We start from the raw sequence: 17,255 nt of genomic DNA on the forward strand, positions 1-17,255 counted from the left end.
TAATAAATCTAAAACAAGGTAAGGAGTGTGATAAATTATACTAAACACTTTCATAAACTTTTAAGTTCATATTAATATAGACGTCTATACTTCAACATTTACTATATTCATTAGCAATATAAAAATACTAGTTTTATTTCATAATGAGTATGCTTACTGTTTTCTAATACCTGTTTTTAGTATAAAATAAAAATTGGTTAAAATAAAATTTCAAGGGGGATTAATAAATTGATTCAAAATATATTGGTTGTGGATGATGATAAGGAAATAGTTGATGCTATAGAATTCTATTTAAGACCTGATAACTTTAATATTTTAAAGGCATATGATGGATTGGAAGCATTAGATATATTGATTGGAAATGATGTTAAATTAATAATAATGGATGTAATGATGCCCAATTTAGATGGACTTAAAACTACACTTAAGATAAGAGAAAAAAAGAATATTCCTATAATACTCTTGTCTGCAAAATCAGAAGATATGGATAAAATTATAGGTCTGAACATGGGTGCTGATGACTATATAACTAAACCATTTAATCCACTAGAACTTACTGCACGAGTAAAATCTCAACTTAGAAGATATATAAATTTAGGCGATTTTAGCAATTTAAACAATTCAAAGGATACTAATTATATTCTAAAAAGTGGTGGTCTAGAGTTAAATACAGATACAAAAATAATTTCTTTAGATGGCGAGGAAGTTAAAATGACACCTATTGAATATAAAATACTTACACTTCTTCTATCAAGAAAAGGTAAAATTTTCTCTTCTCGCGAGATTTATGAAAATGTCTGGAATGAAGATGCTTTCAGCTGTGAAAGAACAGTTGCTGTTCACATCAGAAGAATTCGAGAAAAAATTGAAATTAATCCAAAAGAACCAAAATATTTAAAGGTGGTGTGGGGTATTGGTTACAAAATTGAAAAACTTAATTATTAATGACTCTAAAGCAAAATTTATTTTATTATTATTACTATTTCTATTAGTTTCTATATTATTTGAAGCAGTTTATGATTTGAATAATAACTTTGTTTATAATATTAACTATTATTATAGAGACTTTGCTATACCTTGCTTTTATTTTTTCGGCACTTCTCTGCATTTATCAAAAACAGAGTTACAGTTTTTTTGTATAGGTATTATACTATCAAGTTTTTTACTGACTATACTATGTTTTACATTGTATAAAAAAAATAAACAGACTAAAGTCAAATTCTTAGAAAATGTCATAAATATTTTTTCTAAGGTAAAAATAGAACTTACACTTATCTTAATTTTGATACTATTATTCTTAAGGTTTCATGCATTTACAAGTACTAAAATGTTTTATAATACTAATTTAACAATCTACAATTTTATCATTATATCTATAGTCTACATAATATATGAAAATATTAAACATAATAGCTATAATCTAAAAGATATGTCTATAACATATATATTCTTTTCAAACTTATTTAGTATGTATAATAGAAAAACTATAAATAAAAAATTAGCTATAGTATTTTTAATATCTATAGTTATACAAGCTGTTATTCAATATCTAGTTTTGATATTATTTATGTACATATATTACACTGAGGCAATAGCTATAGTTATTTTATTTACACTTGTAAACACAATTTTTCACTTTTATATATATAACTTTTTAGCTTCCAAGTTTAATTATGTAAACAACATATCAAAGAATATAAAAAATATTGAGAATGGAAATTTAAAATACAAGCTAGAAGTAATAGGAGACGATGAAATATCTGACTTATCCAAAAGTATAAATAATATAACAGATGGTCTTGAAGCTGCTGTAGATTCTAATATAAAAAATGAAAGGATGAAAACAGAACTTATCACAAATGTATCTCATGACTTAAAAACTCCACTTACATCTATATTAAGCTATGTAGATATGTTAAAAAATAATGAATTTGATAAAGAAACTATAAATGATTATATAAGTATTTTAGATAAAAAAGCACAAAGATTAAAGTTATTGATAGAAGATATATTTGAAGCTTCTAAACTCAGTAGTGGTGATGTAGAATTTAATATAACAAAAACTGATATAAGGGAACTTTTAATTCAGAGTACAGTAGAGTTTGAAGATAAAATTCAAAGTAGTGATTTAGATTTTATAATAGAAACACCAGAACATGCTGTATTTACTATGATAGATGGTAAAAAAACTTGGAGAGTTTTTGAGAATCTAATTAGCAATATACTAAAATACTCTATGCCAAATACTAGAGTCTATATAGATATGCTTGTAGAAAAAGAAACTATAATATTAACATTTAAAAATATTTCAAATGACAAATTAAATTTAAAACCAGAAGAACTGCTAGAAAGATTTAGAAGAGGTGATATATCTAGAAAAACCGATGGCTCTGGTCTTGGTTTATCAATAGCTCAAAATATAATTGAATTAGAAGATGCGAGCATGGAAATAATTATAGATGCTGATTTATTTAAGGTAATGCTTACTTTCAGAAAAATTAATTAATATAAAATTATATAAGGTTGTAAATTGTAAGATAGCTGTCATTTTGTATTACATTACAAATTGTATTACATTACAAAATAGTTATATTGCAACTTACAACCTAAAAAACTTTGTTAATATATAGTCCTGTCTTTGCCTAATTTTTTGGCTTTATATAATTTTTTGTCTGCTTCACTTAAAAAAATTTCGAAAGAACTAAAATTTTTCCACTCAGAGATACCAATACTTACAGTTATTTTATGTCCTATACCTTCGAAGTTATATTCAAGTAAATTACTATGGACCTTAGATTCTATATACAGTGCTTTCTCTATATTTTCTGATAAGATAATAAACTCATCTCCACCATACCTTCCAGAAAATAAGTAGTGAGATTCAAATGATTGAACCATATGACCTACCGCTCTTATAACTTCATTACCTATTAAGTGTCCATAATTGTCATTTACACTTTTAAAATTATCTATATCAATTATCATTATTGCATATTGTTTAAAATTTTCTTTAATAGCTTTTCTTATATTTCCAATAATTGCTCTCTGGTTTAATAAACCTGTTAATTCATCAGTGATGGCTAATTGCTGTAGTTTTTTATTTGCCTCTATTAACATAACTTTCTGTGCTTCTATTTCCCTCGTTTTTTCATGAACAATTGCTTCTAATCTATTATTTTCTGCTTCCATCAAACTTATTGGAAAATACTCCCCTACCTTCTGTAAGTCATTTGCAACAGAAGTATGAACACTACTTATTAATATCTCCCCTTCACATTCGATACATAAATAGGTTACTCTTATTTCTACTTGAAAATTATAGCCTTTCCTAGTTTTCTTACCAACCAAATATTCGCCAAACACCATATATAAATTTTTTGAATATTCTCTACTATCCAGCCATAATTTCTCTATGCTAAAACCTTCTGGAGACTGTTTTACATATGCCTTTAATAACTGTTCTACTTCTTCTATACTATTCCCTACTTCAAACTTTCCAGTGCCAACCCAACAGATATTTTTATGAAAAAAAGACATACATTTTTTCACATCTCTCTCTACAAAATATGAATTTATAAATTCTTCAACTCGCTTAATATATTCACTTTTAACCATATTATTATTATCCCCTTATCATTCAACTAAAGTTATTATATCATGACATTGTATGTTTTTAAAAAAGAAAAAAACCTCCTTGGAGGTCTCTTTCTAAATGTTGGGGTTTATATTTACATATTTTTTTGATTATACCTTTTTGGTTTGATATTAATACATTTTAAATTATATTTCTCTATAATTCATCATGTATTTCATCTCTCTGTATTTATAATATCACATAGAGTTTCCATAATCAGTTACATCTCTGTTACCTAAGATTACAATTTTGTAATATTTGTAATCTTAGGTATAAATTTACATCCATTCTTTAATATAAATATATGCTTTTTATTAATCTTAAAGACCTTTTAAATCATATTTTTCTAAGAAAATTTTTAACTTAGAATAAATTTGTTCTGCTCCACCAATCTTATTTGATTCAATATTTAAAGCCAACAATGGTTCATGTAGTGATATTCTAAGTAAAAACCATCCATCACCATTTGATTCATCACAATTAACTCTTATACCCTCGAAATTATTTGGTGCAACAGACCATCCATCAATACCTTCAACATTAGAATCTAAATCTCTTAATATATCTTCTGCATATGGTCTAAAATCTTCTTTATTAATGCCTATTCTAACTTCTTTTTCTTCTTTTGCTTCTTCAAGATTTTCTATTAATTCTTCTATCGTCTTGTCTTCTAAAGACAGTTTTGCTACTTTTATTAAAATTTTAGCTATTAGGTATGCACCATCATCTAAGAAATAATTTTCTTTTAATGCTGCATGTCCAGATGTCTCTATGGCTAAATGGCATTCTTCGCCTTCACTGTTTAATCTTATGGCTTCATTTATTACATTTTTATATCCTCTTTTAAACCTATGATGTCTTCCTCCTAATTCATTTATGAACTTAGCAAGACCTTCTGAAGTAATAGAATCAGTTACTATAGCTGTTTTTGGATGTTCTTCTAATATTATTGATGATATAACAGCTATAAGGGCATTTTTATTTATTGGTTTGCCATTTTTACCTACAATAGCAGCTCTATCTACGTCTGTATCAAATATTATTCCTAAGTCGCTCTTATTATCCACTACTGCTTTACATATGCTTTCCATTGCTTCTTTATTTTCAGGATTTGGTATATGATTTGGGAACATACCATCTGGGTTCAAAAATTGACTACCTGTTGTATCTGCTCCCAGTATGTGTAAAACTTTTTCAGCAAAAAATCCTCCAGCTCCATTTCCTGCATCAACTAATATCTTAAGCCCAGAAAAAGGCTTTTCATAGTTTTTACTTGAGTTTACACCCTTTCTAATCTTATCTATTAATAAATTAGAGTAATCTTCTATTAGATTTTTTACTACCACTTCACCTTTTTTATCTACTTCTTCACAATCTACACTAATACTCTTAACAGCTATATCCAACATCTCTTTTATGTCAACTTTTTCTAGACCACCATTTTCTGTAAAAAACTTTAAACCATTATAATAATATGGTAAGTGACTAGCTGTAATCATAATCGACCCATCAGAATTGTATCCATCCATAATAGTTGTCATAAACATTGCTGGAGTTGTAGCAATATCACAATCAATTACATTACAATTATCATTAGTTAAAGTTTCAATAACAGTATTTCTAAATTGGCTTCCTGTTATTCTAGAATCAGTTCCTATAGCAACAGTTACCTTATCTTTCTTCGTCTTTTCTTTTAGCCAAATATGAAATGCTTTAGCTATTTTTTTTACTTCTTCTACAGTTAGATTAACTTCCTTAGAATCATTTTCATATGCTATTCCTCTAATATCAGTACCATTTTGCAGTTTATATAGGTCACCCATAAAAAATTCTCCTTACTTAATTAAAATTTTTATTAAATATTGTAAAATTTCTCTTTTCTATCTAAATTCTTCACTATTAAACAGAAATTTATTATAATTTTATCACATAGTTACTTTATACTTTCTTTTAGCTCTTTTATCTTATCTTTATATGAAATAGGAGGTTTATCATTAAATAAAGCTGAAGTACCTACAACGTATACATCTACTTTTTTACCATTCATAAGTTTGATAGTATCTTTATTTATATTTCCATCAACTTCTATAAATGGAGGATTATCATAATCTTTTAGTATCTCTGTAAGTTTATCCAACTTATCAAGCACAGAAAGATTAAACTTTTGACCTGCAAATCCTGGATTTACTGTCATTACTAAGATACCCTCAACCAAACCTATATATTCTTCTATTTTATCCACACTTGTTTGAGGACTTATTGCTAGCACTGGTCCTATACCATAATCTCTTAACTTTTGTATATCTGCTTTTACATCTGCACTTGATTCTACATGAAAAGAAATATATTTTGGTTTTATGTAAGACATCATATCAATATATTTATCTGGAGTTTCTGTAGCTAAATGAATATCTAAAGGTATCGTTGTATTTTCACTTATTGATTTTAATAGTTCTGGACCCATAGCCAAGTTTTTAACAAATATTCCATCCATAACATCACAATGAAGTAGTTTCACATCTGCTTCTTCAAGAGCTTCTAACTCCTTTTTTAACTTCATTTGGTCTGCACACATTATTGAAGCACAAATAATAGACATAACTTTCCTCCTCGTTATAAATTTTATATACTTATAAGTTTTCTTTTTCTATGTCATCAATCATTTGTAGTCTTCTTGCATGTCTTTCTCCATTATAACTTGAATTTAACCATTCTTCAACAATTCTCATTGCCAATCCTTTTCCAATAATTCTTTCCCCTAAACAAAGTACATTTGTATTATTATGTTCTCTAGTAGCTTGAGCTGAAAAACAATCTGAAACAACAGCAGCTCTAATTCCCTTAAACTTATTTGCTGCAATAGACATACCAATCCCTGTTCCACAACAAAGTATACCTAAATCTGATTTTTTACTTTGAACATTTTGGCTTACCTTTTTTGCATATATTGGAAAATCAACACTTTCTTTTGAATTTGTCCCTACATCTTCAATTTCTATACCTTTATTTATTAAGTTTTCCTTTATATATTCCTTTAATTCATAACCACCATGGTCGCATCCAATAGATATTTTCATTAAACAACACCTCTTTTTATAAATTTGTTTGCTTATCTTTATAATATTTTAAATTATCATAAAAATAAAGTACCGTAAAAATAAAGCTGTCCCATTGTAGAAATTTCTTTCTATTTTTAAGACAGCTTTAATTGATTTATATTAAATCAATTTGTTAATTGGATATATTTATATCTATAACAATTCTTTTATGTTTTTTACTATATCTTCTGTAGTTAATCCATAATGTTTTAATAAATCAGCTGGTGTACCTGATTGACCAAATACATCTTTAACACCAATTCTTCTAATCACTACATCTTTAGTTTCTGCTAAAGCTTCACATACTGCTGAACCTAAACCACCTATTATACTGTGTTCCTCTGCTGTAATTACTTTTCCAGTTTTCTTAGCAGTCTCTTTTATTAATGCTTCATCTAGTGGCTTTATTGTAGGCATATTGATAACTTCTACGTTTACTCCTTCTTTAGCAAGTTCTTCTGCTGCTTCTAAAGCTTTTGCTACCATTATTCCTGTAGCTATTACTGTTATATCAGAACCTTCTCTTAAAACAGTTCCTTTTCCTATTTCAAATTTATAGTTTTCACTGTTTATATCAGGAGTTGCAGCTCTACCTAATCTTATATACACAGGTCCATTATAATCAATAGATGCAAGTATAGCTTGTCTTGCTTCTAAAGCATCTGCTGGATTTAATACAACCATATTTGGTATACCTCTCATTAAAGATATATCTTCTATAGCTTGATGGCTACCACCATCTTCTCCTACTGTTACACCTGCATGAGTAGCTGCTATTTTAACATTTAAATTTGGATATGCTACAGAGTTTCTTATTTGCTCATATCCTCTTCCTGCTGCAAATATTGCAAAAGTACTTGCAAAAGGTATTTTCCCACAAGTAGCAAGACCTGCTGCTGTACCAATCATGTCACCTTCTGCTATCCCCATATCAAAAAATCTATCTGGGGCAACTTCTTTAAATGTTATACTTTTTGTAGCTTTTCCTAAGTCTGCATCTAATACTACTATATCTTTATTTTCTGCAAGTTCTTTTAACACTTGTCCGTAAGCTTCTCTAGTTGCTATTCCCATTCCTATAGACCTCCTTCTAAATCTTTCAATGCTTGTTCTGCTTGTTCTGCATTTGGAGCTGTTCCATGCCATGCAGCATTATTTTCCATAAATGAAACACCTTTACCTTTTACTGTCTTAGCTATTATTACAGTTGGTTTTCCTGTAACTTTTTTAGCTTCATCAACTGCATTTCCTATTTCTTCAAAAGAATGTCCATTTATTACCATTACATTCCATCCAAAAGATTTGAATTTGTCATCTACTGGATTTACATTCATTACTTCTTCATTAGAACCATCTATTTGTAATCCATTTAAGTCAACAAATGCAATTAAATTATCTAATTTGTAATGTGATGCTGTCATTGCAGCTTCCCATATTTGACCTTCTTGGATTTCTCCATCACCTAATATAGTATACACTGTATAGTCTTTGTTATCTAATTTTCCTGCAAGTGCCATACCATTTGCTGCAGATAGACCTTGACCAAGAGAACCAGTAGACATATCTATCCCTGCTACTTTTTTCATGTCTGGGTGACCTTGTAATTTAGAACCAAATTTTCTTAATGTTATTAGTTCTTCTTTTGGGAAAAATCCTTTTTCTGCTAATGTGGCATATAAAGCTGGTGCTGCATGACCTTTTGATAGAACAAATCTATCTCTATCATCCATTTTTGGATTTTCTACACATACATTCATTTTCTCAAAATACAACACTGTCAATATGTCAGCTATTGATAATGAACCACCTGGATGTCCGCTTTTAGCTTCTGCAACCATTTTTATTATGTTTTTTCTAATGTTATTAGAATGATCTCTAAGAGTGCTCATACTTTCTTCCTCCTGTTATTTTTTAAGACCTTACATTTCTTATCCTACAGTAGATTTTACAATTTTTTTTAAAATAATACAAATGTTTTTTTAAGATTTTACTGCTACTTTTATTTCTTCTCCGTTCATTAAAGCTGTAATACCCTCTTTAAATTCGTCTAAACTAACAGTTCTTGTAACTAAAGCTTCTGTATTTACTTTTCCATTATTCATTAAATCCAATGCTATAATCCAAGAACTAGGCTTTTGTGATCTACTTCCTATATATTGTAATTCTCTTTGAACTATCGCATCTTGGTCCATTTCATTTAGTTTCTTAGCAAATATTCCAACTTGAACAAAAGTACCTTTTTTTCTAAGTAATCTTAAAGCTTCATTAACTGCTGGCATAAATCCAGAACAATCAAAGGCTTTACTTACTCCATTTCCATCAGTCATTTCATTTATTACATCTGCTAAATTTTCTTCCATTACATTTACTGTTCTATCTACACCAAGATTTTTAGCTATTTCTAATCTTTCTTTATCCTTTGTAACTCCAGACATTATAACTGTAGCACCTTGAGATTTAACAACTTGAGCTAATAATAAACCGATTGGTCCTGGTCCTATTATTAAAACTGTATCATTACTTTCTATAGTAGTCTTTTCAAGAGCAGCATGAACACAACAAGCTAGTGGCTCTGTAAGAGCTGCTGATAATAAAGATACATTTTCAGGAAGCACATGTATACTTTCCTCTCTTGATAATACATACTCAGCAAAACTTCCATTTACTTGAGTACCAATACCTTTTCTAGTTGAGCATAAGTTATAATCTTTAGTTGCACAGTATATACATTTCTCACAAGTTGCAAAAGTAGTTTCTGATGTAACTCTATCTCCTACTTTTATATTTTTAACATCTTCTCCTATTTCTACAACAATTCCAGAAAATTCATGACCTAATGTTACAGGAGCTTTTATATTTGCATATTCTCCTTTAAATGAATGTATATCTGAACCACATATACCACTATATTCTACTTTTATTTTAACCTTGTCTCCTGTAGCTTTTGGTTCTTCTACTTCCAAGACTTCTACATTATCATAACCTGGTTTAGTTTTAACTACTGCCTTCATTATTTTTCAACCCCTTGTGGTAAAATTAATATCTTATTAAATTCTTCTTTTCTATCTCTTATCATCTCAAACGCTTTGTATGTGTCTTCAAGCGAAAATCTATGAGATACCATTTCTTTTAATTTTATTTTTCCTTCATTAACTAGGTTGATTCCTTTAGTCCATTCTTGTCCTGGGAATGGTGCTGAATAAGAATTCCAGAAACCTTTTAATTCTAGTTCTTTTCTAAATATATTTTCAAATGCTTCTTCTGATAAAGTTATATCTGAATATGCTATTCCTAAAAATCCTATTTTACTTTTCTTTTTAGTTATAAGTAAGCATTGTTCTTGAGTTATTTTTGAACCTGCACATTCAAGAGCTATATCAACACCTTTTCCATCAGTAAGTTCTTTTATTTTTTCTACTGGGTTAACATCTTTAGCATTGATTATTATATCAGCCCCTAGTTCCTTTGATTCTCTTAATTTATTATCAGATATATCAACTGCTATAATTTTTCCTGCTCCTGCTATTTTAAGTCCTTGTATTACTAATTGTCCCATTGTTCCACTACCCATTACAGCTACAGTGTCTCCAACTTGAACACCTATATTAAGTACTCCATGCATAGCAACTGCTAATGGCTCTATCATAGCTGCATCTTCAAAATCCATATCTCCTATTGGTAATACATTTGTAGCTTTTATATTTGCATACTCTGCAAAAGCTCCAAAAGTCTTAGCTCCTAACATTCCATGGTCATCACATAGTGAAAATAATCCTCTTTTACAATATTCACATTCATTACAAGGTATAAAAGGAATTGCAACTACTCTATCTCCAACTTTTACATTCTTTACATCCTTACCAACTTCAGCAATTACTCCAGAAAATTCATGTCCTGGTATAGCTGGAACTGGATATTTCCAATGTTTTAATACTCTTGGAGGATCTGACCCACATATTCCTGCTGCCATAACTTTTATTTTTACTTCATCACTTTCACATGGTTTTATTTCTATATCTTCAAATCTCATATCATTTGTGCCATGTAATACTGCTGCTTTCACGATAAATCTCCTCCTCTTGTATTTTGTATTTTTTAAAAATTTATAAAAAATATTACTCTTTTCTAGTAGCTGCTAAATGTTAAATTTTCGCATACTTTACTAAAAAAGAGTAATCTCTATTAACTACATATTAGAATATTCCAAATGAAGAAACTAATTGAGATAATTTCAATATTCCCCATTTTAGCAAGTTACCACCTGTATCTATACTTGTAACCATTGTTGTTCCTTTTGGCATCATATCTGCTTGTTGTAATAATTGTGTATGAACATCTGCAAAGTTTGTAGCCATGTAAAGTGATATAGCTATTACTATAGTTCCTGTTATAACTGATTGAACTATATTACCTTTTCTAAAGCATACTATAAATGCCATATAGAATGGTATTGTCGCTAAGTCTCCAAATGGTAAAACTTTATTTCCTGGTAATATAACAGCTAAGAATAAAGTTATAGGAACAAGTATAAGAGCTGTTGATATAACTGCTGGATGTCCAGTTGCTACTGCTGCATCTAGTCCTATATAAAGTTCTCTGTCTCCATATTTTGCTTGTAAGAAATCTCTTATTGATTCTGAAATTGGAATTAAACCTTCCATTAATATTCTAACCATTCTAGGCATAAGTAACATTACTGCACCCATTGATATACCTACATTGAATATTCCTGCTACATCATATCCAGCAAGTGCTCCAAGTATTATACCTAATATAATACCCATCATCATTGGCTCTCCAAATATACCAAATCTTTTTTGTATAGAATCTGGGTCTGCTTGTATTTTATTTATTCCTGGTATTTTTTCAACAAATTTTCCTACTAAATATCCAAGTGGAGCAAATGAAGCTGTTGAACCAGTTGGTAATGCTATACCTTCTAAATCGTAAAATTCCTGGACGTTTTTGGCTGTTTTTTCTGCAATAAATAGTACTAATAATTCCATTAATATCGCACAGAATATAGCCCAAATATAACTTCCTGTTACTATATATCCAACTGCACCTGCTACTATAAAGTGCCAATAGTTCCATATATCAACGTTTAATATCTTTGTTTTATTGAAGTATAATAATAGTAAGTTTACTAATAAACAAACTGGTATTAATATTGGTGCAACTGGTGAAGCCCATGTTGCTGATGCTGTTGTTGGCCAACCAACATCTATTACTGTTAAGTTAAGTCCAAATCTTTCAACCATTCCTTGAGCTGCTGGCCCTAGTGTTGAAGTTAATAGGTTTACAACTAAGTTTATACCCACAAACCCTATACCAATTGTAAGACCTGACTTTAGAGCTTTTGTAAACTTAATTCTAAATATCATTCCTAAGACTACAATTGTTATTGGTAGTATTACTGTTGGTCCCATGTTTAAAATGTATTGTACTACTGCTAATAATTTATCCATTTATAAATCCTCCTTTTTCTGTTTTATAAAATATGATTTCAATGTATTTATGATAGGATTATTTTAAAGCATCTAATATTTTTTTATCTAATGCTGCTGTATTTACTCCAGTTATATACGCTGTTGCTTTTATTGCTGGTATATTATAAGTTGTTGGTAATATAGTTGTAGATACTATTAAATCTGCTCCATCTTGCTTTGTTGCACACTCAGCTATTTTGCATTGTATCACTTCTGCTTGTATATTATTTTCCTTAACTAATCTCTCTACCTTGTCACAAACTACTGTTGATGTTGCTATTCCTGCTCCACATGCTACTAATATTTTTTTCATTTTTATTTCCTCCCAATGATTTTATTTTTCTATTTTTTATTCTTAGTACTTTTATTTTTTATTTTTATAAAGACTTTATTGTCTTTAAAACTTCTTCTTTGTCAGTAGAATTTATTAACTTGTCAACTAACTCTTTATTTTGCATAATTCCCATTAACTCTGTTAATACAGATAATTGACTATGTGGTTGATTAAGTCCTAGTACAAAAGCTAAATTTACAGGAACTTTTTCATCTTGGTCTTCCATAGAACTAAATACTACTGGTTCATTAAAAGTACAGACTGCTATAAATTGCTCTTTTATATATTCTGCATCTGTATGTGGTATGGCTACTCCATAATCACCTAGATTTAAACCTGTTGGAAATACATTCTCTCTTCCTAATATTTTTTCTCCAAATTCTTCTTTTACAAAGCCTAATTCAAAAACTTTATTATGTATTTCTTTAAAGAAATCTTCTTTTGTTTTACACTCCATTTTAAGGTTTATAACTTTATCACTTACAAAATTTATAAACTCCATATTTACACCTCCTAATTGCACTTATCTTATATCTTGTTTTTCTTGCCTTTATATAAAGCATGTCGCGTGCCAAAAAGTGGCTTTTTTTGTGAAAGGAAAGAAAATGTTTTCCCTAAAATACCACTCTGTTATAGGATTTTACCTAACTTTCATTGATAAATTTTTTTTAATTTTTATTTTAATTTTTACTTGTTAATCACTTAACTAACCATACTTTTTTATATTTTTTGTGGTTTTTTTTGTTACAGAAATGTTTTTTTTGTTTTTTATTAATGGTTTTTTATGTTTAATAATAATTTTATGTAATTATTCTTTCTAAATATGATTTACTTTTTTATATTTTCTCTATCATTCTATTTTTATATGAATGAATTTTCATATAATTGTCCAATAAAATTCATTTTTGGCATAAATAAATTCATCTATTTTCTTTATTCATATAATAAAATCAAGTTGTCAATATGAAAACTTAATATGAAAAGGTGGTAAACTATGAAAAGAAAAAATTTATTTAAGATTGTATTTTTATGCAGTGTATTATTCATTTTCGGATTATTTGTAAATCGAGTCTTTGCAAGTCAAAACAAATCAAAACCAACACTAGATATTACTATAAATGGTTATAATATAACACTTTCTAAAGAAGGCATTTTTAATAGTCAAAATGTAAAGCAACTTAATTCTACTAATCAAAATAGCATAACAATAAAAAGTCATGATAAAGCAAGCATCGTAAAAATAAATGACAAAGAAATAGATATATCTAAAAATTCTACTTTTGAATTGAAAGAAATAAATAGCTCTTCAAAAATAAAAATATCTGTTATGTACAAAAACGAAAATTCATATAGAAATTATTATATAAATTCTCTTTCAAAAAATTTTCTAAAATATAATGTTACTGCAAATAGCCCTTATGATGGTGATTATTATCTTACTACACACAATGAAGAACATAATTTTGTATTTAAATTGGACAATGATGGAAATATAGTTTTTTATAAAGAAGTTGAATCAAATCCTTTTGACTTTAAAAAAATAACTACAGAGGATGGAAAAATTAGATATGGATACTTACTACAAGATAAAGACTCAACAAAAAGAATAAATGCCGTTGGATATTCACCAACTTATCTTGTAATCTTAGATGAAAATTATAATGAAATAAATAAAATTACTATGGAAAAAAGTGAAAATATAGAGGCGGGCACTGAATTAGAAAATCATGACTTTATATACATAAATGATAATCACTACATTGTTTCTAGTTATCAAAAAGTTAAAGCAACAAATATTTCATCAGACTTAAGTAAGGGGAATTCACCTTATGTGGTAAATAGTGTATTACAAGAAATAAAAGATGGAAAAGTTGTATGGCAGTGGGAAAGCATTGACAACCAGAAACTATATTCAGAAAGTGTTGAAAATAATACTTTTAGCGACAAAAGTGACTCAGCTTTAGATTATGTACATTTTAATTCTATGACTATTGACCCAAGTGATGGAAACTTAATTTGTTCATTTAGAAATTTAGATGAAGTTATAAAATTAGATAGAAAAACAGGAGAAATTGTTTGGACACTAGGAGGATTAGGAGATGAGTTTAACTTAACAGATAATCAAAAATTCTCAAGACAACATAATGCTAGAATTACAGAAGATGGATATATAACTCTATATGATAATGGTGTAAAAAATCAAGCTACAAGAGTTGTTAAAATAAAATTGGATGAAGAAAATAAAAAAGTTACTGAATATCATTCATACAGTATAGATGACTACTATAAATACATGGGTTCAGTTCAAGAAATAGATAGTGATAAAAAAGTATTTTTAATTGGTACTGGAGGAAAAGCTGGAGAAAATCAAGATTTAGTAGCTATAGAAAAAGACTTTTCTAATGACAAAATTTATTTTAAGTTCTCATTTAAAAGTGGCGAAAGTATGTATAGATGTTATAAGATTCAATAAAAAATTTATCTTGAAATAGATACCAATTTAAATTAATACAGCTCCTGCAAGTAAAATAAACCTATTATTTCACTTGCAGGATTATTTTAATATAAAAAGCAGATGCCAACTTTTATGTTGTTATAACACCTGCTTAAATATTAGAAAATCACTATAATACCATATTATTGGTATTTTCCTGCCTACAGTTTTTAATTTCTTATATTCACTATATAATTCTATTTATTTGGACTATATAAATTATTATAATACATATTTTCACTGTCCTGTATTAACTTCTACTTGTATATATCTTAATTTAAGTTGTTAAGGTTTTGCTATTACAAACCTTTGGTCTTCACTAGGAGAAACACTTTTCTGTTTTTCTATATATTCTGTTATTATATCAGTAACTTTAATGTTCGTCTTATCACACTTCTTAATATATTTCTCTGGAACACTATAGTCCATAACAGCAATTGAATATGATTTATTTAAATCTATAGAATCTCCTTCTGATGTTGTAATTTTTTTAATTCGTTTACCTGGTTTATCTGTTGGAGAGTACTCCATTTTAAGACCAGAGAAATAATAAAACCATCCACTACTATTGTTATCCACAGTTATAGAATGTTCTAAAGTATTAAGAAGGTCTTTACCAGTCATACTTATCTTCCATAGTGTACCAGTCTCTCCATGCTTTAAATCAGGAAATATTCGTTGTATATCTGTTGTAGTAATATCACCTTTATAAAGCTTAGCACTAACTCCTTTACCATTATAGCGTCCATCTTTACCATTATCTAAAAATAATGCAATTTCACATCCACTTTTAGCACGCATCGCATCTGTTATAATATTTCCTGTTTCAATCATAGAGAAATCTTTTTTAGCATTTCCAATTATTTTAGGACTTACAGCTTTTGAAGAAAGGGTGCTCTGTTTATCCACCATTTTTATAACATCATTTTTATCTAAAGTTCCATTTATCATTCCAGCAAGACCATCACGCAACGAGTCTTGTGTATTTTTAAAAGTAGGAAAAACAGCATATCTACCATGTTCTAAAGCTGGCAATAAAGGTTCTATCTCAGGTTCACTTGGTAATGACATTCCCTTTAGACTTGAGAACATACCACCTGCATCACTAGACAATGCTTTTTGCCCTTCAGGCGTACTAATATAATTCATCAACTGCATTACTAAATCATATTTTTCTTTATTTTTTGATTCAGTTAAATTTTTATTAAGACCAATGTAACAAACCATATATAATCTAGCCCAATCTCCATCTTCTCCAGGGCTAAAAAATGGCATCAGTGCAAATTCATCAGTAGAGCCAGTTTGAGCAAAACCTGAACGTGCCAATAAATTAGAATCTTCTGTCATAGCACACTTACGAGTAAATAACATGTTTTGGCTATCTTGATAATGTAGGTTTAAATCATTCTTCTTTAGTATACCTTTTTGGATAAGTTCTTGAAAAACATCTAGAGACGTATTAAATTGGTCGCCAAAACTTCCATTTCCATTATTATAATTATCAAGCCACTTAGCATCTTCAGGTTTACTAAAACTATTTGCATAGTTAAAACCAATAAATGGCGTCTCTAAAACTTCTTTATTTCCAAGACTCAATTGTAATGAACGTATACCTGTCTTCTCAATTTTTTGACATAGTTCAATAAACTCATTATAATTTTTAGGTACATCCCAACCATGTTCTTTGAATAACGTTTTATTATATACAATAGCACGTATAGTTGCAGGACCTGGTAAATAGTAAAGTTTTCCATCCCTAGTAATAGGTTTAAGCATAGATGTATTATATTTACTGGTAAAAGTCATACCAGACAAATCAATAAGTCGGTCATCCCAATATTCCTCTCCTACATCTAGTGGCCAAGTCATAACTATATCTGTTAAATCATCATGTTCTAGACGTGCTTTATATTCCTCTGCCAGAGTAGTATTAGCTGTATAGTTTCCAACTTGAACAATATCAATATTAGGAAACTTTTCTTCAACAGCCTTTTCAAAATTATTAATTGAAAAAGCATACTTAACCAAAATGGTAATAGGAGTTCGATTATCTTGGGTTACTTTTTGTGTTAGAATATCTTCTGTTTCATTTTTTGTACACCCACAAGTTATAAAAGTTACAAAAATACTAAGTAAAATTAATACCAAGGATAGTTTGATTTTATAAAAGCGTTTTAAACATTTAAGCTTCAAACATTGTAGCATA

15 protein-coding genes are annotated in these 17,255 nt (G+C 28.6%); 3 read left to right on the top strand and 12 right to left on the bottom strand.

Annotated elements, in window-relative coordinates; all coding sequences use genetic code 11:
- The first annotated feature begins 228 nt into the window (after window positions 1-228).
- Entirely contained in the window at window positions 229-945 is a 717-nt protein-coding gene (locus ACTG45_RS12635; RefSeq protein WP_021385102.1) for a response regulator transcription factor, read from the top strand.
- Window positions 914-2,506 carry a sensor histidine kinase gene (locus ACTG45_RS12640; RefSeq protein WP_044213649.1) on the top strand — a complete coding sequence of 531 codons (1,593 nt, stop codon included), beginning with the start codon at window positions 914-916 and terminating at the stop codon, window positions 2,504-2,506. Before ACTG45_RS12635 ends, ACTG45_RS12640 begins: the two co-directional genes overlap by 32 nt.
- Window positions 2,507-2,619: 113 nt before the next feature.
- Here ACTG45_RS12640 and ACTG45_RS12645 read toward each other — a convergent pair whose 3' ends face one another.
- The 11 genes from ACTG45_RS12645 to ACTG45_RS12695 form a co-directional block, all read right to left on the bottom strand.
- On the bottom strand, window positions 2,620-3,615 hold the full coding sequence (locus tag ACTG45_RS12645) for a GGDEF domain-containing protein (protein ID WP_021385188.1): 996 nt from the start codon (window positions 3,613-3,615) through the stop codon (window positions 2,620-2,622).
- Between the two features lie 339 nt (window positions 3,616-3,954).
- Complete coding sequence (locus tag ACTG45_RS12650; protein ID WP_479919096.1) at window positions 3,955-5,457, bottom strand: phosphohexomutase domain-containing protein; 1,503 nt, start codon at window positions 5,455-5,457, stop codon at window positions 3,955-3,957.
- A gap of 110 nt (window positions 5,458-5,567) precedes the next feature.
- Window positions 5,568-6,233, bottom strand: coding sequence for a ribulose-phosphate 3-epimerase (locus ACTG45_RS12655; RefSeq protein ID WP_021385138.1), 666 nt, complete (start codon window positions 6,231-6,233; stop codon window positions 5,568-5,570).
- A 31-nt stretch (window positions 6,234-6,264) separates the two neighbouring features.
- Window positions 6,265-6,711, bottom strand: coding sequence for a ribose 5-phosphate isomerase B (rpiB, locus tag ACTG45_RS12660; protein WP_021385129.1), 447 nt, complete (start codon window positions 6,709-6,711; stop codon window positions 6,265-6,267).
- Between the two features lie 174 nt (window positions 6,712-6,885).
- The gene (locus ACTG45_RS12665) at window positions 6,886-7,806 is read right to left on the bottom strand and encodes a transketolase family protein (protein ID WP_021385137.1); all 921 of its coding nucleotides are present in this window, start codon (window positions 7,804-7,806) and stop codon (window positions 6,886-6,888) included.
- A 2-nt stretch (window positions 7,807-7,808) separates the two neighbouring features.
- Complete coding sequence (locus tag ACTG45_RS12670; RefSeq protein WP_021385185.1) at window positions 7,809-8,621, bottom strand: transketolase; 813 nt, start codon at window positions 8,619-8,621, stop codon at window positions 7,809-7,811.
- Between the two features lie 90 nt (window positions 8,622-8,711).
- Entirely contained in the window at window positions 8,712-9,743 is a 1,032-nt protein-coding gene (locus tag ACTG45_RS12675; protein WP_021385090.1) for a zinc-binding dehydrogenase, read from the bottom strand.
- Complete coding sequence (locus ACTG45_RS12680; RefSeq protein WP_021385173.1) at window positions 9,743-10,795, bottom strand: galactitol-1-phosphate 5-dehydrogenase; 1,053 nt, start codon at window positions 10,793-10,795, stop codon at window positions 9,743-9,745. Before ACTG45_RS12680 ends, ACTG45_RS12675 begins: the two co-directional genes overlap by 1 nt.
- A 130-nt stretch (window positions 10,796-10,925) precedes the next feature.
- Window positions 10,926-12,200 carry a PTS galactitol transporter subunit IIC gene (locus ACTG45_RS12685; RefSeq protein WP_021385204.1) on the bottom strand — a complete coding sequence of 425 codons (1,275 nt, stop codon included), beginning with the start codon at window positions 12,198-12,200 and terminating at the stop codon, window positions 10,926-10,928.
- A gap of 58 nt (window positions 12,201-12,258) precedes the next feature.
- Window positions 12,259-12,534: a PTS sugar transporter subunit IIB gene (locus tag ACTG45_RS12690; protein ID WP_021385190.1), complete on the bottom strand. Its 276-nt coding sequence runs from the start codon at window positions 12,532-12,534 to the stop codon at window positions 12,259-12,261.
- Window positions 12,535-12,598: 64 nt separating this feature from the next.
- Window positions 12,599-13,057, bottom strand: coding sequence for a PTS sugar transporter subunit IIA (locus tag ACTG45_RS12695; RefSeq protein ID WP_021385161.1), 459 nt, complete (start codon window positions 13,055-13,057; stop codon window positions 12,599-12,601).
- A gap of 492 nt (window positions 13,058-13,549) precedes the next feature.
- Here ACTG45_RS12695 and ACTG45_RS12700 point away from each other — a divergent pair, with 492 nt between their 5' ends.
- The gene (locus ACTG45_RS12700) at window positions 13,550-15,028 is read left to right on the top strand and encodes an arylsulfotransferase family protein (RefSeq protein WP_479919097.1); all 1,479 of its coding nucleotides are present in this window, start codon (window positions 13,550-13,552) and stop codon (window positions 15,026-15,028) included.
- Between the two features lie 306 nt (window positions 15,029-15,334).
- Here the strand turns inward: ACTG45_RS12700 and ACTG45_RS12705 are convergent, their stop codons facing one another.
- Window positions 15,335-17,254, bottom strand: a complete 1,920-nt coding sequence (locus ACTG45_RS12705) for an extracellular solute-binding protein (protein ID WP_479919098.1) — start codon at window positions 17,252-17,254, stop codon at window positions 15,335-15,337.
- Between the last annotated feature and the right edge of the window lies 1 nt (window position 17,255).

Source organism: Clostridioides sp. LIBA-7602 (assembly GCF_056688945.1).